The organism is Pseudomonas sp. SHLD1 (assembly GCF_028640935.1).
Taxonomy (GTDB): Bacteria; Pseudomonadota; Gammaproteobacteria; order Pseudomonadales; family Pseudomonadaceae; genus Chryseomonas; species Chryseomonas aestiva.
The window spans coordinates 102,716-126,131 of sequence record NZ_JAQZAD010000032.1 but is presented as its reverse complement, the minus strand read 5'-3'; the positions used below and the strand labels follow the sequence as shown (position 1 = coordinate 126,131).

The following is a 23,416-nucleotide window of genomic DNA, read 5'->3' as shown; positions in this document are numbered from 1 at the left end:
GGCCCTGCTCAGACGGTATCCTTCTCCGGTGAATTCAACCGCGAATCCCGCACGATGTCGCTGACCGAGGCATAACCCCCGCGGGCATCGCGCAGCATGGTGCGCAGGTTGCCTTCGATCGTGTTGCAGATGGTGCCCATGGTGATCTGGTGCCGACTGCGCTGGAAGGGATTCTGCAGGTCGGTACCGACCTTCTCCATGGCCAGGAAGATGAAGCCCACCACCGTGGAGGCCAGTGGCGTGTACCACTGCAGGCTTTCCACCAGGCCGATGGGCATGAGCACGCAGAACAGGAAGATGAACAGCCGCGGGAAGTTCACATAGGGATAGGGCAAGGGCGTGTTGGCGATGCGCTCCATGCCGCCTTGCCAGTTGGACATGTCGACGAAGGTGGCCTCCAGTCGCTCCAGGCGAATGCTGTCCAGCCGACCCGCGCGGTATTCCAGGGCGATCAGGCTGGAGGAGCCGCTGAGGATGGCATTGGCGAAGTTGTTGGTCTCCTTGCGCATGGCCCACTCCTCCTTGCCCAAGTAGGTACGGACTTCCTTGGGCAGCGGATCGCCGCTGAGCTGGCAGGCCAGGCAGCGGACATAGGCCAGGTGGCGCTCGATGAGCACCGTCTTGATCGCATTGAAATGCTCGTCGCCATCGTCGATGAGCGTCAGCACCTGGCGGGTGAAGCTGCGCGAGCTGTTGACCATGCCGCCCCAGAGCGTGCGTGCCTCCCACCAACGCTGATAGGCACTGGTGTTGCGAAAGCTGGTCAGCACGATCAACGCCGAGCCGATCAGCGTCAGCGGAATATTGGGCAACTGCGCCCGTTGCTCGACCAGCAGCATGTAGTCGGCGGTAACGGCGATGTCCCACAGCAACAGCCAGAAGACCGACCAGCCGACGTAGGTGAAGGTTTGCCGAAGGAATGTCAGGATGCGGTGGAAATAGCCCAAGGTGATAGTCCTTAGCGCGTGAAAGAAGGGGTGCCGCCATAGGAACCTGGGGTCGGACGCAGGTTCAAGGCAAGCGTCTGGAGCGCGGATCGCCGCCCAATTCACGTAATTGACCGGTGGCCATTCCATTTCCGGATATGAACGGCCATCCGGTCGCGGCCTGACGCCCATCGAGGCGGCGGGACCTGACCGGGCGCCGGAACGCCCAGGGATATCCACACCGGCACCGAACATCCGCGCCCGGGTGCGGTCCGACGCACACCATGCCCTTCCGGAGCACTGCCATGACCGCCACCCCGCGCGTTCGTCTGGATGTCTGGAGCGATTACGTCTGCCCCTTCTGCTACCTGGAACTGCCCCAGCTGGTGCGTCTGCAGGAGGAATTCGGCGACCAGTTGGCCATCGAGTGGCATGCCTTCGAATTGCGCCCCGAGCCCACGCCCACTCTCGATCCCGCCGGCGACTACCTGCGCCGGACCTGGGATCGCGCCGTCTACCCCATAGCGACGGAGTACGGCATGGTGCTGCGCTTGCCCCCCGTGCAACCGCGCAGTCGCCTGGCGCTAGAGGCGGCGGAGTTCGCCCGCGAACACGATCGCTTCGATGCCTTCCATCTGGCGGTCTTCCAGGCCTTCTTCGAGGAGGGCCGCGATATCGGCGAACTGGACGTGCTGCTCGAGCTGGCGCGGCGCAGTGGTCTGGATAGCGACGCCTTGAAGGCCAGCCTTGCCCGTGGCGATCACACCGACCTGGTGCTGCATGCCGAGGATCGCGCCGAAGCCCTGGGCATCACCGCGGTACCGACGCTGCTGTTGCGCTCCGCCGGGGCGCCCGTCGAAGCGGCTCGGGCGCTGGATGGCGCGGTGCCCTTCGCCCAATTGGCGGCGGCCGTCCGGGCGCAGCTGGAGGCGGCCGGCGCCTAGCGCTGCGCGTCCGGCATCAGCTCGGGGAAGAGCACCTCGGTAAAGCCGAAGCGGGCGAAATCCTGGATCCGCGAGGGATAGAGGCGCCCTATGAGGTGATCGTATTCGTGCAGCACCACCCTGGCATGAAAGCCCTCGGCGTCCTGGTCGACGGCGCGGCCGTCGCCATCCACGCCGCGATAGCGGATCCGCCGTGGCCGCGGCACCTCGCCACGCAGTCCGGGAATCGACAGGCAGCCTTCCCAGCCCAGTTCTTCGCGGGCGTCCAGCACCTCGATCCGCGGGTTGATCAGCACCTGCAGCGGCACCGGCGCCGCGTCGGGATAGCGGGCATTGCGCTCGAAGCCAAAGACCATCAGCTGCAGGTCCTCGCCGATCTGGGGCGCCGCGAGGCCCACGCCACCGGCGGCGGCCATGGTGTCGAACAGGTCCTGGATCAAACCGTGCAGCTCGGCCGAGCCGAAGCGCTCGGCCGCCACCGGCGGTGCCACCCGCAGCAGGCGCGGATCGCCCATCTTCAAAATGTCGCGAATCATGCGAGGATTCCTCCCTTGGCCGGTCCAGCCGCCGGCGTTTCGCCAGGAGCTTAAACCAGATGTCTTCCCTACTGCTCGCCAGCGCACTCGGCCTCGGCCTGAGTACAAACCTCGCCCAGGCCGAGGACGCCACCCTCGCCGCCCGCCTGGATCCGATCCTGGAACGCGCCGTCGCCCAGCAGCGTATCGTCGGCACGGTGGTCATGGTCGCTCGTCAGGGCCAGGTGGTGTATCGCCGCGCGGCCGGTTTCGCCGATCGCGAAGCGCAGCGGCCGATGCGCGAGGACCAGCTGTTTCGCTTCGCCTCCCTGACCAAGCCGCTGGTGGCGGTGACGGCCCTGCGCCTGGCGGACCAGGGGCGCCTGGATCTGCAGGCCCCGGTGAGTCGCTACCTGCCCTACTTCACCCCGCGGCTGGCCGACGGCACCCCGGCCGTACCCACCCTGGTGCAGCTCCTCAGTCATACCGCCGGCCTGCACTACGGCTTTGGCGAAGACTCGAACGGTCCCTATCATCGCGCCGGGGTCTCCGACGGCCTGGATGGGGCTCCGCTGACCCTGGAAGAGAATCTGCGGCGCCTGGCGGGTGTGCCGCTGGACTTCAAGCCGGGCACCCAGTGGCGCTACTCCCTCGGGCTGGACGTGATGGGCGGCGTGCTGGCGGCCGCGACCGGGCGACCCCTGCCCGAGGTCGTCCAGCAGGAGGTGGCCGCGCCGCTGGACCTGCACGATCTGAGCTTCCACGTCAGCGACGCCGGGCGCCTGGCCACGGCCTATCGCGACGGCTATCCGCGCCCCGAGCCCATGAGCGAGCCCTATCTGCTGCCCATGCCCAAGGGTGGCATCCTCTATTCGCCGGCGCGCGCCCTTTCGGCGCAGGCCTTCGCCTCGGGCGGTGGTGGCATGCAGGGCAGCGCGGGCGACTATCTCGCCTTTCTGGAAGCGCTCCGCCAGGGCAAGCTGCTCAAGCCGGCCAGCCAGCGCCTGATCATGGAAGACCAGATCCCGGGGCTGCAACGCGACGATGCGCCGGGCTGGGGCTTCAGCCTGGGCGCGGCGGTACTGCGCGATGCGCGGGTGGCCAGGACCCCGCAGGCGCCCGGCACCCTGCAGTGGGGCGGCGTCTACGGCAATGCCTGGTTCATCGATCCGGCGCGAGAGCTGAGCGTGGTGATCCTGACCAACACCGCGATCGCCGGCATGAGCGGGCCCTTCCCCGAGGCCATCCTCGCCGCCCTCTACCGCGACTGAGCGGACTCCAGGCGCGCCTGGAGCGCCTGCAGCTGCTCCTGCAGCGCGGCATGCTCGTGCTGCAGGGCCTGGTAGCTGTCGGTGACGGCATCGGTATCGATGAACACCTGCTCGATGAATTCCTTTTCCACCAGGGTCCGCGACAGTTTCGCCCGTTCTGCTTCGAGGCTTTCGCGCAGGGTCTCCAGCTCCTCCTGCAATTGCCCTTCCCCCTCGGGCGAGGCCGCGGCGGCCGAGGTAATCGGCTGCTGTCGCAGCCGTTGCAGGTCGTCGCCGAGTCGCTGGACCGTTGCCTTGAGCTGATCGCGCTCGTGGCGCGTTTCCAGCAGCGTGCCCTGGACCCGGTCATGCTCGAGACTCAGGCGCTGCAGCTTCGCCTCCGCGCCGCGCATCTCGCGATTCTGCACGTGCAGATTGGTGACCAGCTTGTGCGCCCGGTCCAGCTTGGACTTGAGATCGTCCAGCTTGAATTCGAGATGCTCGCGGTGGGCCAGCAGGTCGTCGATATAGGGCTGGTTGGTCTTCTTCCAGTCCGGATAGTCGTCGCCCTCGACCCCGTCGAGACGGCCCACCAAGTCCAGGCTGTCGCTCATGGCCCGGCCCAGGGGTTCGACATCCGCCTGCCGCGCCGCGTCGATCAGGCTGGCCGCGGTCTCGGCCTGACTGGCGAGCGGCACCGCCTCGCCGGGCTCGAGAGTCTCGCGCTCTTCGCTCGCCGCTTCAGGACGCGGAAAGAGCCGCTGCCAGAGCAGCGCCAGGACCAGGGCGATGAGCAGCACGTTGGACAGGGTGACCAGCAAGAAGCCCCATTCGACGAAGCGCGAGTCGTTCATTCCCTAGCTCAACAGGAAGGCGATGAAGCCGTCGCCGAGCCCGGGAAAGGACAGGCTGAAATCGGCGCGTCCATTGTTCTGCCGCCAGAGGCTGTAGAGCTTCTCGAAGGGCTTCTGCACCAGGTGACTGGTGCTCAGCACCAGCGGCGCCCCGCCCTTGCCGGCGGAGATCATGCCGCTGAGGTCGGCGAGGAAGGCGGTGGCGTTCTCGTAGATCTCGCGGCTCAGGGTCGCGCTGGCGATGGCCGCATGGATGGCCGCCGGCGAGAATCCGGCCAGAGCGCCACCGAGAATGCAGGCCGCATTGAGGTCCAGCAGGCAGACGGCTTCCAGTGCCTTGCTCTGCGGATGGCCATAGATGCCGATCACATAGGGCAAGGCCAGCCGATCGACCGGGATCGGCGCCATGGGCTCGATCTGGCAGACGATGGACGAGAGGCCAAGCAACTGGCGAATACGCTGTGGATCGGGATTGAAGCGGGTCGGGATCGGCAGGCTCTCGCGACCGGAGGATTCGATGGCCTGTTCGGCACTGGCGCCGTCCTGCAGCACGGTGAGCACCGCCTGCTGCAGGGTTTCCTGAGCGAAGGGCTTGGTCACGACAAAGGCCGCGCCATTGCGGTAGGCCGCCTCGATGTTGCGCGCCGAGGACTCGGTGGTGACAAAGCCCACATGGATATCGGCGCCCACCCGCTGGCGGATCGCCTGGAGCAACTCCAGACCGGTCATCCCGGGCATGTGCCAGTCGGTGAGCACCAGGTTGGGGGTCCAACTCTCCAGCAGCGTCACGGCTTCCTCGCCGGTGGACGCCACGCGCAATTCGATATCCCTGTAGCCGGTATTCGCCAGAATCCGCTTGATGATGGTCTGGACCGCTCGACTATCGTCTACCACGAGGAACTTCATGTTCCATCCCTGAATAATGAACGCCGCGTTATCCCTCGGTGATTGCCCACCTCGGGCGCCAGTATGGATCACACATCAGATATCACATGGCCAGTATCAGCTGAACGGCGACCTTTTTGCGACGGCTTGTCATCGGCAACTGAAAGGTATTCGTCCAACGCAGGATACGGCAATTCGAGGACCGTACAATATAACCTCAACAGCTCTAGCTCCGAGGTCTGGACGCGCTCGTCCGCCTTGATCAGGCACAGCAGCCCCTCCAGCACCAGGGTGCGCGCCGCGACGCTCAGCAGGCCGAGCTGCGCCAGGGCACCATCCAGCGCTGGACGCCAGGGATGCGGGGGCTCGTAGGCACGATGCAGGCTGGGAAAGGTGCTGGCGACGGCCAGCAGAAAGGCTCGCCGAGCGGCCTGGACGTCCCTGTGGTTCTGTTCGGCGGCCACCGCATAGAGGGTGAGCACCGCGGCCTGGGCCTGGGCAAGCGTTCCCCGCCCCGACAGCCGCTGACGCCCGGGCGCCAGACTGCCGATCAGCTGGCGCTGGATGATGCGCGCCAGGCAGTAGCGGGAAAGATCCAGTTCAGGCGCAGCGGCGAAGCCTGTCTTGAGGTCGACGAGCACCTGGCGCAGGGCTGGCCGCGGCAGTTGGCGGATGGCCGGAAAGGTCAGCTGGGCAACCGGCAAGCGCAGCGACGGATGCAGGCTGTCGGCCCACTGCTGCCCTGCCCCGCCGTCGGTTGCCGACGGGCTGGCAGCCAGCGCCAGCAGCAACTCCGCCGCCTGCCGGGGTTGCCGCACGAAAGCCTGCAGGGTCGCGGGAATGTCCCGCCAGGGCGCGGCGATCGCTTCCGCCGCGAGCGGGGGCGCGGCGGACACCGGCGGCGCCACGTCGGATGCCGGATTGCCCGCGACATGGGCAACACCCATGGGCAGCAGGGCCTCGGCCCGGAGTCGCTCGAGCTGCCATTCGTCGAATCCTGGTTCCAGCTGCCGGATCCGTTCCAGGACCGGGGGATGGGTGGCGAACCAGGAGGCCTCCGAATCGCCCAGCACCATGTGGGCGACGCTGCGCGCCCGGCGGTGATAGAGCCGCCCCTGCAGCGGATGGGCCGCGATCTTCTTCAGGGCATTGGCCAGCCCCTGGGGCTGGCGGGTGAACTGCACGGCGGAGGCATCCGCCAGGCGCTCGCGCGAGCGCGCCGCCGCGGCCTGGATCAGATTGGCGAAAAACAGCCCGCAGCCGCCGATCACCAGCAGCAGGATGCCCAGCAACCAGCCCAGCAGGTGGTTGCCAGTGCCCCGGCCGGTGGCCGAGCTGCGATCGGAGAACAGTTCCCGCCCCAGGTCGGCGATCAGGCTGATGCCATGCAACCAGCCCAGCAGACGCAGATTCAGGCGCATGTCGCCGTTGAGCAGATGACTGAATTCGTGGGCGACCACCCCCTGCAATTCATCGCGGGTCAGCTGTTTAAGGGCGCCGCGGGTCAGGCACAGGGTCGCATCGGCCGGTCCGTAGCCGCTGATGAAGGCATTGATGGCCGGTTCGTCCGGCAACAGGTAGAGGCGCGGCACCGGGATGCCGGCGGCCAGGGCCATCTCCGCCACCACATTGTGCAACTGGCAGGTCCCGGGGTCGGCCTGATCGTCCAGGGGCAGCGCGCCCAGCCGCCTGACCACGGCCTCTCCGCCCAGGCGGGCGAGTTGCCGGACCTTCCAGCAGGAGGCCGCGGCGATGATGGCGGTGAACACCAGCCCGGTCTTGACCAGCGTCGCCTCGCGCCCACCCAGATAGTCGATCACCTCCCGTGGCAGGAACACCAGGGCCAGGCCGGCGCTGGCCAGCGCCATGAGCAGCACCACCAGGGCCAGCAAGGCGAGACAGAGCCGCGTGCGCCGACGCGCCGCGGCCTGGTCTTCGAGAAAGCGCACGCGCTCAGCTCAGGCTGATCCGCGGTGCCGGGCGGGCGCCTCCGTCCGGCAGGGCCAAAGGTTGCGCCAGGCGGAAGCCGAAGCGCTTGGCGACCAGCGAGCCGGGAAAGGTCTCGCAGCGATTGTTGTAGTCCATCACCGCATCGTTATGGGCCTGGCGCGCACAGGCCAGGCGATTTTCCGTGGAGCTCAGCTCTTCCATCAGCTGCAGGACGGTCTCGTTGGCCTTGAGCTCCGGATAGGCTTCGCTGACGGCGAACAACCGCCCGAGGGCGCTGCCCAGCCCCTGCTCGCCCTGCTCCAGAGCGGCCAGCGCAACGGGATCTTCCGGTCGGGTCTTGGCCTGGTGCAGACCTAACTGCGCCTGCTGCCGCGCCGCCATCACCGCCTGCAGCGTCTCGCGCTCGTGCTGCAGATAGCCCTTCACCGCCTCCACCAGATTGGGGATAAGTTCGTGCCGGCGGGTGAGCTGGACATCGATCTGGGCGAAGGCGTTGCGATAGGCGTTACGCGCCGTGATCAGGGCGTTGTAGAGGCTGATCGCGAATAGACCAATGGCGACCAGGGCAGCCAGCAGGAGCAGCAGTTTCATCGAATCGTCCTTGAAGGTGCTGAGAATCCCCAGTCTAGGGACAAGCAGCGCCGACGGTTGCGCAGCGCGACGGAGGTGACGGTTGAGGGGATGGCTGGTGATCAGGCGTCCTACACCACCGCTCAGGAGGAGGAAGGCGCACCCGCGTCAGTCGGATGGCGCGGCATCGAGTCCGCCTTGCGACCGGGCTGTAGCTCCAGCAAAAGGGCGTCACGCTCCTGGCGCACCTGGGCAAGGCTGGTCTGGGTCCGGGTCAGCTCTTCCTGCAGCCGCTGGGCGTGAGCCTCCGAGGCGCGCAGTTCGCGATTCTGCGCGCGCAGGCCGGTCACCACCTTGTGCGCCCGGGTCAGCCGCATGACCATATTGTCCACCTTGAGCTCCAGGGCTTCGCGGTGCGACAGCAATTCCTCGACATAGGGGTCGTCGCTTTTCTTCCACTCGGGATAGTTGGCGTCGTACACCTCTTCCGGCCCCTCGTCGAAGAGATCGACGTTACAGTTCGCCGCCGGGCCGCTGCTAGCGGGGACCGCTGGTGGCTGGGCAACGGCAGGCAGACTGTCGACCGCTTCGGAAACCGGCGGTGCCTGCTCGTCGCTGGCGACCTCGACCCTGGATGCCGCGTCGTTGGCGACATAGCGCTGCCACAGGAGAAACACCACCAGGGCGATCAGCAGGATATTGCACAGGGTTATCAGGACGAATCCCCAATCCATCAGCTGTGCATGACTCATCTGCCGCTCCGCGCTCTTTCGGTGATTAGGGCCTGGGTGCCGTTCGAAACGCCCTGCCCACCCTGTCGGCGGCGGCGCCTCGTTCTGCAGCTGATTTGAATACAGCTGGCAGCCTAAAGCATCTCTATCAGCCCAGCGGCTTCAGAGCGGAGACGAGCTGTCAGGCACGGAGCATGCGCTGCCTTTTCGCGGGCGGAGCCGGGAGCTTTGGCTGCGGAGAACAGCTGGACGAAAAAAAGCCTGACGCTGGGCGTCAGGCTTTGCAGAGGCGAGCGAGGTCGGGCTTCGCAGGGCTCAACCCAACCTACGGATGGTCCTACGCCAGGCTCTTGCTCACCACCTCGTAGACGTCGCTGGACAGCTCGCCGCTGGCCAGGATGCGCTCCAGCTCGGCGCGCATCAGTGCCTGGCGCGCGGGACCGTATTTCTTCCAGCGGGTCAGGGGCGTGAGCAGGCGCGAGGCGATCTGCGGATTGAGCCGGTTGAGGGTGATGATCTGGTCGGCCAGGAAGCGATAGCCGCTGCCATCTTCGGCGTGGAAGTTGACCAGGTTGGCGTTGGCGAAGGCACCGATCAGCGCCCGCACCTTGTTGGGGTTCTTCAGGGTGAAGACCGGGTTCTCCATGAGTGCCTGGACGCGCGCCAGACCGCCCGGCAAGGGGCTGGAGGCCTGGACGCTGAGCCAGGTGTCCATCACCAGCGGATCGGCCTTGAATTCCTCGAAGAAGCGCGCCAGCACCTCGGCCTTTTCCTGCTCGAAGCCGGAGTTGACCAGCGCGCCCAGCGCGGCCAGGCGCTCGGTCATGTTGTCGGCGTGCTCGAATTGCTCCAGGGCGGCGTCGCGCGCCTCCGGCTCTTCCAGCAGCATCAGATAGCCCAGGGCGGCGTTCTGCAGGCTGCGGCGAGCGATATGGTCGGCGCTGGCCTGGTAGGGCGTGGCGCGCGAGGCTTCGCGGGCACGGCGATAACGCTGCCAGAGCACGTCGCGCAGGGACTCGGCGATGGCTCGCCGCGCCTGGCGACGAGCACCGTGGATGGCACCCGGATCGGCCTGCTCGGACAGCTCCACCAGGTAGGCCTCGGACGGCAGCGACAGCATCTCGGCGACCATGGCCGGGTCGAGGGACTCGTCCGCGGCCACCGTACGCAGGGCCTCCACCAGCCGCGTGTCCAGCGGCTCGCCAGCGATCATGCCCTGCAGCACCTGTACCGCCAGCTGCTGGCCGGCGTCCCAGCGATTGAAGCCGTCGCTGTCGTGCTGCATGAGGAAGGTCAGCTGCTCGCGACTGTAGGGGAAGCTGAGCTTGACCGGGGCGGAGAAGCCCCGCAGCAGCGAAGGCAGCGGTTGCTCGGGCACATCGACGAAGGTGAAGGTCTGCTCGGCCTGGGTGACCGACAGCACCCGGTCGGTACCCTGGGCGGAGCTCTCACCGTCCAGGCGCAGCGGCAGGTCGCGGCCCTGGCCGTCCAGCAGTCCCAGCTGGACCGGGATGACGAAGGGCTCCTTGGTCGGCTGGCCCGGGGTCGGCGGGCAGTTCTGGCGGAAGGTCAGGCGATAGGTCCTGGCCGCCGCATCGTACTGCTCGCTGACCGCCAGGCGTGGGGTGCCCGACTGGCTGTACCAGCGCTTGAACTGGCTGAAGTCGGCGCCGTTGGCGTCTTCCAGGGCCTTGATGAAGTCGTCGCAGGTCACGGCCTGGCCATCGTGGCGCTCGAAGTAGAGATCGGTGCCCTTGCGGAAGCCCTCCGGCCCCAGCAGGGTGTGCAGCATCCGCACCACCTCGGCCCCCTTCTCGTACACCGTCAGGGTGTAGAAGTTGGAGATCTCGATGAAGTGATCCGGGCGCACCGGGTGGGCCATGGGGCCGGCGTCCTCGGCGAACTGGTTGGTGCGCAGGAAGGCCACGTCCTCGATGCGCTTGACCGTGGGCGAATTCATGTCGGAGCTGAAGCCGGCGTCGCGGAACACGGTGAAGCCTTCCTTGAGCGACAGCTGGAACCAGTCGCGACAGGTCACGCGGTTGCCCGACCAGTTGTGGAAGTACTCGTGGGCGACGATGGCCTCGACGCGCTGGTGGGCGGCGTCGGTGGCGGTGCGCGGACTGGCCAGCACGGCGCTGGAGTTGAAGATGTTGAGCCCCTTGTTTTCCATGGCGCCCATGTTGAAGTCGTTCACCGCGACGATCATGAAGATGTCCAGATCGTATTCGCGGCCGTAGACCTCCTCGTCCCAGCGCATGGACTTCTTCAGGCTGTCCATGGCGTGCTGCAGCTTGCCGATGTTTTCCGGTTCCACATAGATGCGCAGGGCCACGTCGCGACCGCTACCCGTGCGATAGCTGTCTTCCACGGACCGGAGGTCACCGGCCACCAGGGCGAACAGATAGGCCGGCTTGGGGAAGGGATCTTCCCAGGTCGCCCAGTGACGTCCGCCCTCGGCGTCGCCGCTGGCCACGGGATTGCCGTTGGAGAGCAGGATCGGGTACCTGGCCTTGTCGGCCTCCACCGTGGTGGTGAAGACGCTCATCACGTCCGGCCGATCCAGGTAGTAGGTGATCTTGCGGAAGCCCTCGGCCTCGCACTGGGTGCAGAACATGGTGCCGGAGACGTACAGCCCTTCGAGAGCGGTATTGCTTTCCGGATGGATGCGCACCGCAGTCTTGAGCACGAAGGCCTCGCCCTGCGGCTGCAGGGTCAGGCTGCCCGCCTCGACCTGGTAGTCGCTCGCCGCCAGGGTCTGGTCGTCCAGCGCCACCGTCAGCAGTTCCAGTTCCTCGCCATGCAGCACCAACGGCGGCAAGCCCGCGCCACGCGTCGGGTTGCGCTGCAGGCGCAGCTCGGCATGCACCAGGGTCTGGTCGTCATGCAGCTCGAAGCGGAGGCGGGTTTCCTCGATGAGGTACTCGGGTGCCTGGTAATCCTTCAGGTAGATGGTCTGGGGCTGGTCGGTGCGCATGGCTTACGTCCTTACATCTCTGCTGCGGAGGCGGACACGGCCAGCTGATAGGCCGTGTACTTGCGAATGTTGATCACGCCGGTATCGAACATCAGGTATTGACCCTTGATGCCCAGCAGCGTGCCTTCCACCACGGGGGTCTTTTCCAGGTCATGGCTGACCACCTTGGTGGGATAGACCGTCACCGGATAATGGATCTCGATGGGCGCCATGTCGACCACCGGCTGGATCGCCTGCAGGCCGAAGCGACCCTGGAGATCGTCCAGGCCCTGGGCACAGGCATCGAAGATCCGCTCGCGCACCGCGACCAGGTCTTCCGGCGCGGCCACGCCCTTGAGCATGGCCCGCCAGTTGGTGCGATCGCCTACCTGGCTGCGCAGCACGTCTTCCACCAGGCCGGACTGCTGGCGGGTGGCGACCCTCAGGATCGGCAGCGCCTGGTAGGCGCCCTGGTCGATCCAGCGGGTGGGCAGCTGGGTGGCGCGGGTGATGCCGACCTTGAGGCCCGAAGAATTGGCCAGGTAGACGATGTGGGGCACCATGCAATAGGCCTCGCCCCACTCTGGCTGGCGGCAGGTGCCGTGTTCGTAGTGGCACTTCTCGGGGCTGACGATGCAGCTGTCGCACTGGGCCAGGGCGGTGAAGCAGGGATAGCAATAGCCCTGGCTGAAGCTCTTGCGGGTCTTGCGTCCGCAATGGGTGCAATGGATGGCACCCAGGTATTCGAGCCGCACGCGACGGCCGATCAGCGGATTGACCGGCACCTCGCGCTCATCGAGGCGAAAGGCATAGTTGACGGGGTCGGCCAGGGTCACGGCCATCTTGCGCAGGGCGCCACGGCCCAGTTCGGTCATCACGGTGGGAATTTCTCTGTTTCTAAAAGACGCGAGGCGCCTCTTCGCGACGAAGGGCGCCTCATCGTTGGCTCGGCGGGATCAGTGAATGGCGTCGGACTTGAACAGGATGTTCTCGATGGGCACCGACTTGGAGGCGCACTCCTGGGGACCCATGTAGCCGGTCCGCTGGTCTTCGGGTAGGTGCTTGGCCTCGTAGGCGATCACCGCCTGCAGGCAGAGCTCGACCTGGTCGCGACTGAGCTTGCGGCCGTCCGGCCACTTGCCGATCTCCACGGCCAGCTTCAGGCCCTCGTAGATATCGGGGGTGATGTTTTCCAGCATCTGGGCGAAGGATGTCGACATGGGTCGCTCCGGACTCTAGTGAACCGTCAGTTTACCGGGCTGCCAGCGACGGTGCACCTGGCCTGGTTCAATGGTGGTCATAGGTTGTTTCTGGGCTCCAGGCCCAGGGTCGCGGTAGGTCGGGTTGAGACGGCTCCCTCGTCGAAGCCCAAGGGTGACGATGCCGATTGGGCCGTTGGGCTTCGCTGCGCTCAACCCAACCTACGCGGGTGCGTATCCCGTAGCGTGGAAAACGACACAGCCTCTATCCCCGAGTCATCCGAGGTAAGGCCTACCCTCCAACAGGTCTGAACCCTGGCACCTGGCCGCCATCAGAGCAGGAAGCGCTTTCTGGAGACCCCATGCCTGCCTACCACTCCCTCATCCTCGCCGGTGTCGAACTCTGGCTGCTCGCGGAAAAGGCCATCTACTGGCCGGCACGCCGGGCGTTGCTGGTGGCGGACATCCATTTCGGCAAGGCGGCGGCCTTCCGGGCCCTGGGCCAACCGGTGCCCCACGGCACCACCGCGGGCAACATCGCCCGACTGGATGGCCTGCTGGCTCGGTACGACTGCCAGGAGATCATCTTTCTCGGTGACTTCCTGCACGCTCCGGAATCCCGCGCGCCCCTGACCCTGGACACCCTGGAGCGCTGGCGGGAACACCAGGCCCATCTGCGGCTGCTGTTGATCCGTGGCAACCACGATCGCCGTGCCGGAGATCCGCCCGCCGCCCTGGGCATCGACGTGGTGGGCGAACCGCTGGAACTGGATGGTCTGTCGTTGCAGCACGAACCCGATCCGCACTCGCGATTGCCGGTGTTGGCCGGTCATATCCATCCGGCCTTTCGCCTGCAGGGCCGCGGGCGCCAGGCGCTGCGCCTGCCCTGCTTCTGCCTGGAAAATGACGAGGTGCTGATCCTGCCGGCCTTCGGCGATTTCACCGGCGGGCACCTGCTGGCACCCGATCCGGCGCGACGGATCTTCGTAGTGGGGGATGGCGGTATCTGGCCCTTGCGCTAGCGCCAGATACCCTGGAGATCAGCCTTCCTCGGTGATCCCGGTGATGGTGATGCCGTGGCGCTCCAGCAGGGCTACCGTGGGCTCGTCGTAATCCCGTGGCACTTCGCTGTCATCGTACTCTTCCAGGGCATCGTCACGGACGATCTGGGCGACCCGCTCCATGTCCGGCTTCTGGTCAGCATCGGTGGTGACCACCGAGGTATTGCCATCAACGTTGCTGTAAGCAATTTTCCACTTCGACATCTCAGGACTCCTCACACGAAAACGGGGCTATCGAGAGATTAGAGGGCCGGATGCCCAGTAATTCGCCCTAACGCGGACGAAAGACGATATCCAGCAGTCCGGCCAGGGCGCCCTTGGCGCAACCGGCCGCGGCCAGAGCCTCGCGGGCCTGCCTGAGGTGAATTTGTAACTGGCGTTGAGCATGGTCACGGCCGAGCAGGCTGACCAGCGTGGACTTGTCGCCATCCTTGCCGGCGTCCTTGCCCAGGCCCTTGCCGTCGTCGAGATCATCGAGCAGCTGGAAGGCCAGGCCGAGCTGGCAGGCGAAGACGTGGAAGGCTTCACGCTGCGTGGCGGTGGTGACCAGGGTGACACCGGCCATGCCCATGGCCGCGGAAAACAGCGCACCGGTCTTGAGCTGGTTGGTCAGCGCGATGGCATCGGCCGGACGCGTCTGGCGACCGCCGTGCAGGTCGTGGTACTGGCCACAGACCAGACCGGCAGTGCCGACCGCATCGGCCAGTTGGCAGACCATCTGGGTACGGGTTTCCGCCGGTACGCCCGAGAGGCCCGCGACCAGGCGCAGGGCATGGCTGAGCAGGGCGACCGCGGCCAGCATGGCGACGTCTTCGCCGAATTCGACGTGCAGCGTCGGCCGACCGCGACGCAGGCGGGCATCGTCCATGCAGGGCATATCATCGAGGAACAGCGAGGCGGCGTGGACCATTTCCACGGCGCAGCCCAGGTCGAGGACGGCTTCGTCGGACTGACCCAGGTCCTCGGCGGCCAGCACCATCAGCAGCGGACGCAGCCGCTTGCCCGGTGTCATGACCCCACTGCGGATCGCTGCGGCGACCGGATCGCCACCGGGCGGTAACAGTACTGCCAGACGCTCGTCGATACGGGTACGCTGCCACTGCAGCGCAGCGGCAAAATTGTCTGTCGCGTTCGGCACTAATACGGTCGCCATGAGTCGAGATACTCCATATGTGGAACCGACGAACGGTCGCACCTCGGTGGATTAGGTCTTCGCAAAGCGAACCCGTCGTCCCCTACCAGACCACAACGACCGACGAAAGGTCATTCAGGGCGGACTCTAGAAGACATGGTGGATTGGGAACTGGCAAGCCGCAAGAACGATCATCTGGACATCGTGCTGGATCCCCACAAGGCCCGTAGCGCCGTCACCACGGGCTTCGACGCCTACCGCTTCACGCACTGCGCCCTGCCCGAGCTGAATCTCGACGAGGTCGACCTGGGCACCCGCCTGTTCGGTCGTCCCCTGGCCGCGCCGCTGCTGATTAGCTCCATGACCGGCGGGCCAGAGCGGGCGGCGCAGATCAATCGCCACCTCGCCGAAGCGGCCCAGACCCTGGGCATCGCCCTGGCGGTCGGTTCCCAGCGCATCGCCCTGCAGCAGGGTGGCGATCAGGGCCTGACCGGCGAATTGCGCCGCCTGGCGCCGGATGTGCCGCTGCTGGCCAACTTCGGCGCCGCGCAGCTGGTGGCCGGCTACGGCCTCGACGAGGCGCGGCGCGCGGTGGAGATGATCGAGGCAGACGCCCTGATCGTGCATCTCAATCCCCTGCAGGAAGCCGTGCAGGCGGGGGGCGATCGCCGCTGGCGCGGCATTCTGGCAGCCTTGGAAAATCTGGTTACACAACTGCCCGTGCCAGTGGTCGTCAAGGAAGTCGGCGCCGGTCTGTCGGGCCGGGTCGCCAGGCAACTGCTGGAGGCCGGCGTGGCGGTGCTGGATGTCGCCGGAACCGGTGGCACCAGTTGGGCCGCGGTGGAAGCCGAACGTGCCCGTGACGAGCAGCAGCACGCCATCGCCCGTGCCTTCACCGACTGGGGTATCCCCACCGCCGAGAGCCTGCGCCAGGTGCGCACCGCCTGCCCCCACGCGACGGTGATTGCCTCGGGCGGCATCCGCGATGGTATCGACGTGGCCAAGGCCATCCGTCTCGGCGCGGACCTGGCCGGCCAGGCCGCCGCGGCCCTGCCCGGCGCCACCGAATCCACCGAGGCGGTGATCGCGCATTTCCGGGTGGTGATCGAACAGCTGCGCATCGCCTGCTTCTGTACCGGCTCGGCGGATCTGGCCGGCTTGCGCCAGGCCGAGCTGCTGGACGCCGCGCCGCGGCGGTGCCCATAGTGGCCGACACCCGACCGGACGCCGCCATGCATGTCGCCCTGATCTCGCCGCCGCTGCCGAGCCACCTGTCCACCCATCTGGTGCTGGGCGAGGCGCTGGTCGCGCTTGGCCACCGGGTCACCCTGCTGCACCAGGTGGACGTGGGCGATCGTGCGTTGCCGGCAGGTATCCAGTTCCAGGCCCTGGGCGCGACCAGCCATCCGCGCGGCAGCCTGGCGCCCCTGCTGGCGCGTACCGCCAGCAGCAAGCCCTGGTCGGTATTCGGCGTGATCGCCGACATGGCGCGCAATACCGAATTGTTCTGCCGCGAAGGCCCGGCCGCCCTGCGCGACCTCAAGGTCGACTGCCTGATCGCCGACCAGATGGAACCGGCCGGTGGACTGCTCGGCGACCACCTGGGCCTGCCCTATGCGTCGCTGGCCTGCGCCGTGCCGATGAATCGTGAGCCCCACCTGCCGTTGCCCACCCTGCCCTTCGCCTACCCCGGCACCGAGCGGGAGCAGCAGATCGTCCAGGGCGCCACCCAGGTGTTCGACCTGATGATGCGCGGCCAGGGCAAGGTCATCCAGCGCCAGGCCCAGGCCTTCGGCCTCGGCGAGCGGCGGACCCTCGACGACTGCTTTTCGCCGTACCTGCAGCTGAGCCAGTGCCTGCCGGGCTTCGACTTTCCGCGTCATGCCCCGCCGCCGCACTTTCACGAGGTCGGGCCGCTGCGCTCGCCGGCGGTGCGTGAGCAACGGCTGGAACTGGAAATCGATCCGCGCCGGCCCTTCGTCTTCGCCTCCTTCGGCACCCTGCAGGGTGGCCGGCTACCGCTGTTCCGCCGCATCGCCCAAGCCTGTCGCCACCTCGGCGTCCAGGTGCTGATCGCCCACTGCGGACGTCTGGAGGCCAGTGCCGAACGCCGTCTGCTGGACGACGGCGCCACCTGGGTCACCGACTTCGCGCCCCAGGAGGCGGCCATCGCCCGCGCCGATGCAGTCATCACCCATGGTGGCTTCAATACCGTGCTGGACGCCCTGGCGGCTGGCAAACCTATGCTCGCCCTGCCCATGGTGTTCGACCAGCCCGGCATCGCCCGCCGCCTGGAACGGGTCGGCGCCGGCATCTGCCTGGCACCGCGCCTGGCCAGCAAGGCCCGCCTGACCCAGGCCCTGGGCGCCGTGCTGGCCGACCCGGCCTATCGCCGGGCGGCCGAACGCTTCGTGCCCATTACCCAGGCGGCCGGCGGGGTCGCGGCTGCCGCCCGCCTGGTGGATGGCCTGGCCGGGCGAGGACTCGAACGTGCGTCCTGACCTGCTGATCGTCGGCGGCGGCCTGGCCGGCGGCCTGCTCGCCCTGCGCCTGGCGGAAACCCGTCCGGAGCTGGACTGGCGCCTGGTGGAAGCCGGTCCGCGGCTGGGCGGCAACCACACCTGGTCCTTCCACGAGCCGGACCTCACCGCGCCGCAGCATGCCTGGATCGAGCCCCTGGTCGCCCATCGCTGGCCGGGCTACGAGGTGCGCTTCCCCACGCGCCAGCGGCACCTCGGCAGCGGCTATGCCAGCATCAGCGCAGAACGCTTCCATGAGGTATTGAGCGCTCGGCTGCCGGCCGAGCGCCTGCTGCTGGGCCGCGAGGTGCTGCGCCTGCAGGACGATGGCGTGGTGTTCGCCGACGGCTACACCCTGGCCGCCGGCGCGGTGATCGACGCCCGCGGCCCGCGACCCGATCCGGCGCTCTGGCTCGGCTATCAGAAATTTCTCGGCCAGGAGGTGCGCCTGGTTCGCCCCCATGGCCTGGCCGAACCCATCGTGATGGACGCCACCGTCGATCAGCTGGACGGCTATCGCTTCGTCTACAGCCTGCCACTGACACCCGACCGGCTGCTGATCGAAGACACCTACTATGCGGACGGCGAAAGCCTCCCCGCGGAACGCCTGCGCCAGCACCTGACCGACTATGCCCGGCAGCAGGGCTGGGAAATCGCCGAGGTACTGCGCGAAGAACAGGGCGTGCTGCCCATCACCCTGGGCGGCGATCTCGACCGCTATTGGGACAACGTCAGCGCCGGCGCGCCCATCGGCCTGGCCGCGGGGCTGTTCCACCCCACCACCGGTTACTCGCTGCCGGAGGCGGTGCGCCTGGCGGAGCATCTGGCCGCGCAACCCTTGACCTCCAGCGCCAGGCTGCGCGACTCCCTGCGGCAGTACGCCCAGGGGCGCTGGCAGCAACAGGGCTTTTTCCGCCTGCTCAATCGCATGCTGTTTCTCGCTGGCCGTCCCGAGCACCGGGTGCGCGTCATGCAAAGGTTCTACGGCCTCGGCGAACCGCTGATCCAGCGTTTCTACGCCGGCCGCCTCACCGCCTTCGATCGGCTGCGCATCCTCTCCGGCAAACCGCCGGTGCCGCTGAAACCAGCCCTGGATGCCGCGCTGGCTCGTCCCCCTCAGTCCAAGGAAGCACCATGACCCAAGGTAACGGGCCCAAGCGGGCCATCGTCATCGGCGCCGGCTTCGGCGGTATCGCCCTGGCGATCCGCCTGCAGTCGGCCGGCATCGCCACCACCCTCATCGAGGGCCGCGACAAGCCTGGCGGCCGTGCCTACGTCTATGAGGAGGCGGGCTTCACCTTCGACGCCGGCCCCACGGTCCTCACCGATCCCTCGGCACTGGAAGAGCTGTTCGCCCTGAGCGGCCGGCAGATGAGCGACTATGTGGAGCTCTTGCCGGTCAGCCCCTTCTACCAGCTGTGCTGGGAAGACGGCACCCGCTTCGACTACGTCAACGACCAGGCCCGGCTGGACGAGCAGATCCGTGCCCTGGAGCCAGACGACGTGGCCGGCTACCAGCGCTTCCTGGCCTATTCCCAGGCGGTGTTCGAAGAAGGCTACATCCGCCTCGGCGCCAAGCCCTTCCTCAAGGTCGGCGACATGCTCGCCGCGGGTCCCAAGCTGGCCAAGCTCACGGCCTGGCGCAGCGTCTACACCCAGGTGTCGCGCTTCGTGAAGAGCGAGAAGCTGCGCCAGACGCTGTCCTTCCACACCCTGCTGGTGGGCGGCAATCCCTTCGCCACCTCCTCGATCTATGCGCTGATCCATGCGCTGGAACGCAAGTGGGGCGTCTGGTTCGCCAAGGGTGGCACCCATCAGCTGGTCCTGGGCCTACTGAAGCTCTTTACCGACCTCGGCGGCGAAGTGCGCCTGAACACGCCGGTGGAGCGCATCCTCACCGAAGGCAATAGGGCCACCGGCGTCTGCCTGGCCGATGGCAGCCAGCTCGAGGCCGACCTGGTGGCCTCCAACGCCGACGTGGTGCATACCTATCGCAAGCTGCTCGGTCACCACACCCATGGCGTGGTCGAGAGCAACCGCCTCAAGCGCAAGCGACACAGCATGTCGCTGTTCGTCATCCACTTCGGCCTGAGCCAGCCGCCGGTGGGCCTCGAACACCACATGGTCTGCTTCGGCCAGCGCTATCGCGGCCTGATCGACGAACTGTTCAAGGGCCCGGGTGTACCGGACGACTTCTCGCTTTACCTGCACTCCCCCTGCGTCACCGATCCGTCGCTGGCACCCCCCGGGCACAGTTCTCACTACGTGCTGGCGCCGGTGCCGCACCTGGGCAATGCCGACGTCGACTGGAGCGTGGAGGGTCCGCGCCTGCGCGACAAGATCCTCGCCTACCTGGAGGAGCGCTACATGCCCGGCCTGCGCGAGCATTTGGTCACCTCGCGCATCTTCACCCCGGCCGATTTCCGCCAGGAGCTCAATGCCCACCTTGGCTCGGCCTTCTCCCTGGAGCCCATCCTCACCCAGAGCGCCTGGTTCCGGCCGCACAATCGCGATAGTGTCATCCCCAACCTCTACCTGGTCGGCGCGGGCACCCATCCCGGGGCCGGCGTCCCGGGCGTGGTCGGCTCGGCCAAGGCCACCGCCAGCGTCATCCTCGAGGAGCACGGTTAGCCATGCCAGCCACCCATGACGTCGTCGACCACGCCGAGCAGAGCATCGCCGTCGGTTCCAAGAGCTTTGCCGCAGCCGCCAAGCTGTTCGCTCCCGAGACCCGCGAGAGCGCCGTGCTGCTCTATGCCTGGTGCCGCCATTGCGACGACGTCATCGATGGCCAGGAACTGGGCCATGGCCAGGTCGACGGCGATCGCCGCGCCGGGCGCGAACGCCTGGCCGAACTGGAACGCCTGACCCGCGCCGCCTACGGCGATGAGCCGCTGCAGGATCCGGCCTTCGCCGCCTTTCAGCGGGTGGTCAGGCGCCATGGCATTCCCCTGGCGCTGCCGCTGGATCACCTCGCCGGCTTTCGCATGGATGTCGAGGAACGCATCTATGTGGAACTCGAAGACACCCTGGAGTACTGCTACCACGTCGCCGGGGTGGTCGGGGTGATGATGGCGCGCATCATGGGCGCCGAAGACGAGGAAACCCTGGATCGCGCCTGCGACCTGGGCATGGCCTTCCAGCTCACCAACATCGCCCGCGACATCGTCGAGGACGCCCGTATCGGGCGCATCTACCTGCCACGCCTGTGGCTCGACGAAGTCGGCGTGCCGGCGGGTGAACTAGCGGAGCCGCGCCATCGCGAAGCGGTCGCCCAACTGGCCGAGCGGCTGGTGCGCCTGGCCGAGCCCTACTATGACTCGGCACGCCAGGGCATCGCCGCCCTGCCCCTGCGCTCGGCCTGGGCCATCGCCACCGCCCGTGGCGTCTACCGCGAGATCGGCGTCCAGGTGCTGCAACTGGGCAGCCATGCCTGGGACCAGCGCGTCAGCACCAGCACCGCCGACAAGCTGCGCCTGGTCTGCCGCGGCGCCGCGCGCGCCATGCTTTCCAGGCACCAGCGCGACGAGCCGCGTCCGGCCAGGCTCTGGACCCGGCCACGGCGCTGACGCCAGTGATTGCGCGCCGGTCACATTTGCGTGCATCTCGGGGATGCCCAACAGCAAACTTTTATGCGATAAACGGGTCGGATTAAAGCGACCCCTCGCGGGCCGCGGATGGATGGATGCCTGAGCCAGAGCGCTGCATCCGGTAGTCAGCCTACGAGTATGGGATTTGCACATGCACAAGACGGAAACGGCTGTTTCACACGATCGCTTCGCTGCCTCCTCGTCACTACTTGCCCTTGGCCTTTCCGCTAACGCGCAGTCCGGCTACAAGCCCGAATTCTTCAACGCCATCCAGTGGCGCACCCTGGTCGCCCTCTGCGCTCACCTGCAGGCCGACAGCGAACAGGCCGATACCCGCCTGCCCGAATTCATTGATCGCCACATGCTGACCCCCTACGCTCACGGCGACCGTTCCAACATCGTCGATCCCTTCGACGAGCAGGCCCAGGTGCAGCAGGGCGCCAACCTGCGCGATCTGCTGCGTGACGGCCTGGCGGTGGTGAACAGCTACTGCACCGAGCGCCTGGGTGCCGGTTTCGCCGAACTGGCAGCTGGTGAACAGGCCCAGGTGGTCACCGCCGCCGAAGCGGGCACCCTGAACCCGCCCGCCAAGGAATTCATCGATCTGCTGCGCAACGAGAGCGAGCGCAGCCAGTACGCTCATTCGCTGTTCGCTGCCTACGACGACACCCCCGCCGTCGCCTGACCCCGGCTAGCGCCTCCCTGGAGGCGCTTCCGCTCCTGCCTAGTCCGCTTCTTCCTGCACCTGATCCCGGGCCTTGCGTTCGCGCGAGGAATCCAGGGCGCCGCCATGTATCTCGCGCAACTGCTGCTTGAGCTGCTGGGTGGTCGGTGCCAACAGGAAGCCGAAGGACACGCAGCCGTCCTTGCCGTCCACCGCATGGTGCATGCGATGCGCCTGATAGAGCCGCTTCAGATAGCCGGTGCGCGGGATGTAGCGGAAGGGCCAGCGCTGATGCACCAGGCCATCGTGGGCGATGAAGTACAGCAGACCGTAGAGAGTCATGCCGGCCCCTATCCACTGCAGGCGCCAGTAGCCGGCATTACCCAGGGCGATCAGCAGGATGGCCAGGCCGGCGAAGACGACCGCATAGAGATCGTTCTTCTCGAACCAGCCCGTGCGCGGGCGGTGGTGGGACTCATGCCAGCCCCATCCCCAGCCGTGCATGATGTACTTGTGCGACCACCAGGCGAAGACTTCCATCCCCGCCACGGTGGCCAGCACGATTCCCGCATTGATCAGTAGCTCCAACGTTACCTCCGCAGGCGCCTGCTCAGGACGTCGCCGTCGGTTCGGCCAGGGTACCGGCGGTCGCGCCCAGCAGGGGCGAATCCACCGGTAGACAGACCTGCAGGATACCCGGACGCACCTCGAATCTCACCCGGTCTCGCTTGACCGGTTCGCCGTCGAGGTTCATGTCCAAACCTTCTGCGGCTTCCAACTCCACCCAGGGCAGCCGCGCGCGGACAAACATCTCTTCGGTGCTGAAGCCCTTGCTGAGGAATTCGCCAAGGGTACCGAGCACGTCCTGGGACGCTGGCAGGATGCCCACGTCGAGCAGGCCATCGTTGACCACGGCGGTGGGACAGAGCACATGGCCACCGCCGGCCTGGCGACCGTTGCCGATGCCCAGGGCAAGGAATTCACCCTCCCACTCGAAGCCGGGACCGCGGAAGCGGCCATGGGCCGAATGCACTTCGGCGAAGCGGGTCAGGCCGGTGAGGAAGTAGGCCGCGCCACCCAGCAGGCGCTTGAGTTCGCCGGGGGTATTGGCAGTGACCTGGGAGCCGAAGCCGCCGGTAGCCATGTTGAGAAACAGCTGGCCTTCCGCTTCGACCAGATCGATGGCACTGGTCGGGCCATCCAGCAGCGCCAGCGCCGCCGCAGGCTCCGCCGGCACACCCGCCGCCCGGGCGAAGTCGTTGGCGGTGCCCAGCGGCAGCAGGCCGAGGCGTGCCTGGCTGTGATTCTGCGCCATGGCTTCGGCCACGGCGCGCAGGGTGCCGTCGCCACCGGCCGCCACCAGGGTGCCATAGCCTTCGCGGGTCGCCTGCTCGACGAAGCGCGCGGCATCGTCTTCTTCCCAGGTCACCCGCACATCGATGCGATGACCGGCGGCACGCCGTTCGAGAATGGCCTCCCGAACGTCCTCGTTACCGGTTTCCTTGCCATTGAGAATGACCAGGGCTGCGTCAGCCAGGGTGCCTGTCGTCGTCATGTCTGTCGTCCAAGGTTGGCTCTGCGCGGCGAGATGCCGCGTCAGGTACCGGGCAGCGCCCGGCGAGCGAATCTGGAGACTAGGACTGTGGCCCAACGGCCACGTTCAGTCCTGA

General features: G+C 67.0%; 23 protein-coding genes. 9 read left to right on the top strand and 14 right to left on the bottom strand.

What is annotated here, in order from left to right:
• Window positions 1-8: 8 nt before the first annotated feature.
• Window positions 9-947: a bestrophin family protein gene (locus PVZ77_RS21395; RefSeq protein WP_273809429.1), complete on the bottom strand. Its 939-nt coding sequence runs from the start codon at window positions 945-947 to the stop codon at window positions 9-11.
• 284 nt (window positions 948-1,231) lie between these two features.
• Here PVZ77_RS21395 and PVZ77_RS21390 point away from each other — a divergent pair, with 284 nt between their 5' ends.
• The gene (locus PVZ77_RS21390; RefSeq protein WP_273809427.1) at window positions 1,232-1,870 is read left to right on the top strand and encodes a DsbA family oxidoreductase; all 639 of its coding nucleotides are present in this window, start codon (window positions 1,232-1,234) and stop codon (window positions 1,868-1,870) included.
• Here PVZ77_RS21390 and PVZ77_RS21385 read toward each other — a convergent pair.
• The gene (locus tag PVZ77_RS21385) at window positions 1,867-2,406 is read right to left on the bottom strand and encodes a peptide deformylase (RefSeq protein ID WP_273809424.1); all 540 of its coding nucleotides are present in this window, start codon (window positions 2,404-2,406) and stop codon (window positions 1,867-1,869) included. The genes PVZ77_RS21390 and PVZ77_RS21385 overlap by 4 nt on opposite strands.
• Before the next feature lie 59 nt (window positions 2,407-2,465).
• Between PVZ77_RS21385 and PVZ77_RS21380 the strand changes: the two genes are divergently transcribed.
• Complete coding sequence (locus PVZ77_RS21380; RefSeq protein WP_273809423.1) at window positions 2,466-3,656, top strand: serine hydrolase domain-containing protein; 1,191 nt, start codon at window positions 2,466-2,468, stop codon at window positions 3,654-3,656.
• Here PVZ77_RS21380 and PVZ77_RS21375 read toward each other — a convergent pair.
• From PVZ77_RS21375 to PVZ77_RS21340, 8 genes are all read right to left on the bottom strand, one after another.
• Complete coding sequence (locus tag PVZ77_RS21375) at window positions 3,644-4,489, bottom strand: hypothetical protein (RefSeq protein ID WP_273809421.1); 846 nt, start codon at window positions 4,487-4,489, stop codon at window positions 3,644-3,646. The genes PVZ77_RS21380 and PVZ77_RS21375 overlap by 13 nt on opposite strands.
• 3 nt (window positions 4,490-4,492) lie before the next feature.
• Window positions 4,493-5,395, bottom strand: coding sequence for a response regulator (locus PVZ77_RS21370; protein ID WP_273809420.1), 903 nt, complete (start codon window positions 5,393-5,395; stop codon window positions 4,493-4,495).
• A gap of 68 nt (window positions 5,396-5,463) precedes the next feature.
• Window positions 5,464-7,323, bottom strand: a complete 1,860-nt coding sequence (locus PVZ77_RS21365; RefSeq protein WP_273809419.1) for a M48 family metalloprotease — start codon at window positions 7,321-7,323, stop codon at window positions 5,464-5,466.
• A gap of 4 nt (window positions 7,324-7,327) precedes the next feature.
• Window positions 7,328-7,915 carry a LemA family protein gene (locus PVZ77_RS21360; RefSeq protein WP_273809417.1) on the bottom strand — a complete coding sequence of 196 codons (588 nt, stop codon included), beginning with the start codon at window positions 7,913-7,915 and terminating at the stop codon, window positions 7,328-7,330.
• A 122-nt stretch (window positions 7,916-8,037) separates the two neighbouring features.
• The gene (locus PVZ77_RS21355) at window positions 8,038-8,646 is read right to left on the bottom strand and encodes a hypothetical protein (RefSeq protein WP_273809416.1); all 609 of its coding nucleotides are present in this window, start codon (window positions 8,644-8,646) and stop codon (window positions 8,038-8,040) included.
• A gap of 316 nt (window positions 8,647-8,962) precedes the next feature.
• Complete coding sequence (pepN, locus tag PVZ77_RS21350) at window positions 8,963-11,602, bottom strand: aminopeptidase N (protein ID WP_273809415.1); 2,640 nt, start codon at window positions 11,600-11,602, stop codon at window positions 8,963-8,965.
• An 11-nt stretch (window positions 11,603-11,613) separates the two neighbouring features.
• Complete coding sequence (locus PVZ77_RS21345) at window positions 11,614-12,456, bottom strand: DUF2797 domain-containing protein (protein ID WP_273809650.1); 843 nt, start codon at window positions 12,454-12,456, stop codon at window positions 11,614-11,616.
• Between the two features lie 81 nt (window positions 12,457-12,537).
• Window positions 12,538-12,801 carry a YeaC family protein gene (locus tag PVZ77_RS21340; protein WP_007162881.1) on the bottom strand — a complete coding sequence of 88 codons (264 nt, stop codon included), beginning with the start codon at window positions 12,799-12,801 and terminating at the stop codon, window positions 12,538-12,540.
• A 341-nt stretch (window positions 12,802-13,142) separates the two neighbouring features.
• Between PVZ77_RS21340 and pdeM the strand changes: the two genes are divergently transcribed.
• Window positions 13,143-13,802, top strand: a complete 660-nt coding sequence (pdeM, locus tag PVZ77_RS21335) for a ligase-associated DNA damage response endonuclease PdeM (protein ID WP_273809412.1) — start codon at window positions 13,143-13,145, stop codon at window positions 13,800-13,802.
• An 18-nt stretch (window positions 13,803-13,820) separates the two neighbouring features.
• On the opposite strand, the gene PVZ77_RS21330 is transcribed toward pdeM, so the two are convergent.
• Both PVZ77_RS21330 and PVZ77_RS21325 read right to left on the bottom strand, forming a co-directional pair.
• Window positions 13,821-14,045: a hypothetical protein gene (locus PVZ77_RS21330; protein ID WP_027602825.1), complete on the bottom strand. Its 225-nt coding sequence runs from the start codon at window positions 14,043-14,045 to the stop codon at window positions 13,821-13,823.
• Window positions 14,046-14,112: 67 nt separating this feature from the next.
• A complete protein-coding gene (locus tag PVZ77_RS21325) occupies window positions 14,113-14,994 on the bottom strand; it encodes a polyprenyl synthetase family protein (protein WP_273809411.1) in 882 nt (293 codons plus the stop codon).
• Between the two features lie 135 nt (window positions 14,995-15,129).
• On the opposite strand from PVZ77_RS21325, the gene fni reads away from it, so the two are divergent.
• The 6 genes from fni (at window position 15,130) to PVZ77_RS21295 (ending at window position 21,767) form a co-directional block, all read left to right on the top strand.
• Window positions 15,130-16,179: a type 2 isopentenyl-diphosphate Delta-isomerase gene (gene fni / locus PVZ77_RS21320; RefSeq protein WP_273809410.1), complete on the top strand. Its 1,050-nt coding sequence runs from the start codon at window positions 15,130-15,132 to the stop codon at window positions 16,177-16,179.
• Window positions 16,179-17,474 (top strand): nucleotide disphospho-sugar-binding domain-containing protein, encoded by a 1,296-nt coding sequence (locus PVZ77_RS21315; protein WP_273809408.1) that lies wholly within the window; start codon window positions 16,179-16,181, stop codon window positions 17,472-17,474. The genes fni and PVZ77_RS21315 overlap by 1 nt, the downstream gene beginning before the upstream one ends.
• Window positions 17,437-18,630, top strand: coding sequence for a lycopene beta-cyclase CrtY (gene crtY, locus PVZ77_RS21310; protein WP_273809406.1), 1,194 nt, complete (start codon window positions 17,437-17,439; stop codon window positions 18,628-18,630). Before PVZ77_RS21315 ends, crtY begins: the two co-directional genes overlap by 38 nt.
• Window positions 18,627-20,123 (top strand): phytoene desaturase, encoded by a 1,497-nt coding sequence (locus PVZ77_RS21305; RefSeq protein ID WP_263258701.1) that lies wholly within the window; start codon window positions 18,627-18,629, stop codon window positions 20,121-20,123. The genes crtY and PVZ77_RS21305 overlap by 4 nt, the downstream gene beginning before the upstream one ends.
• A gap of 2 nt (window positions 20,124-20,125) precedes the next feature.
• The gene (locus tag PVZ77_RS21300; protein ID WP_273809403.1) at window positions 20,126-21,061 is read left to right on the top strand and encodes a phytoene/squalene synthase family protein; all 936 of its coding nucleotides are present in this window, start codon (window positions 20,126-20,128) and stop codon (window positions 21,059-21,061) included.
• Between the two features lie 172 nt (window positions 21,062-21,233).
• The gene (locus PVZ77_RS21295; protein WP_273809401.1) at window positions 21,234-21,767 is read left to right on the top strand and encodes a gluconate 2-dehydrogenase subunit 3 family protein; all 534 of its coding nucleotides are present in this window, start codon (window positions 21,234-21,236) and stop codon (window positions 21,765-21,767) included.
• Window positions 21,768-21,806: 39 nt separating this feature from the next.
• Here the strand turns inward: PVZ77_RS21295 and PVZ77_RS21290 are convergent, their stop codons facing one another.
• Window positions 21,807-22,334 carry a sterol desaturase family protein gene (locus PVZ77_RS21290; RefSeq protein ID WP_273809398.1) on the bottom strand — a complete coding sequence of 176 codons (528 nt, stop codon included), beginning with the start codon at window positions 22,332-22,334 and terminating at the stop codon, window positions 21,807-21,809.
• A gap of 22 nt (window positions 22,335-22,356) precedes the next feature.
• On the bottom strand, window positions 22,357-23,301 hold the full coding sequence (yegS, locus tag PVZ77_RS21285; RefSeq protein ID WP_273809397.1) for a lipid kinase YegS: 945 nt from the start codon (window positions 23,299-23,301) through the stop codon (window positions 22,357-22,359).
• Between the last annotated feature and the right edge of the window lie 115 nt (window positions 23,302-23,416).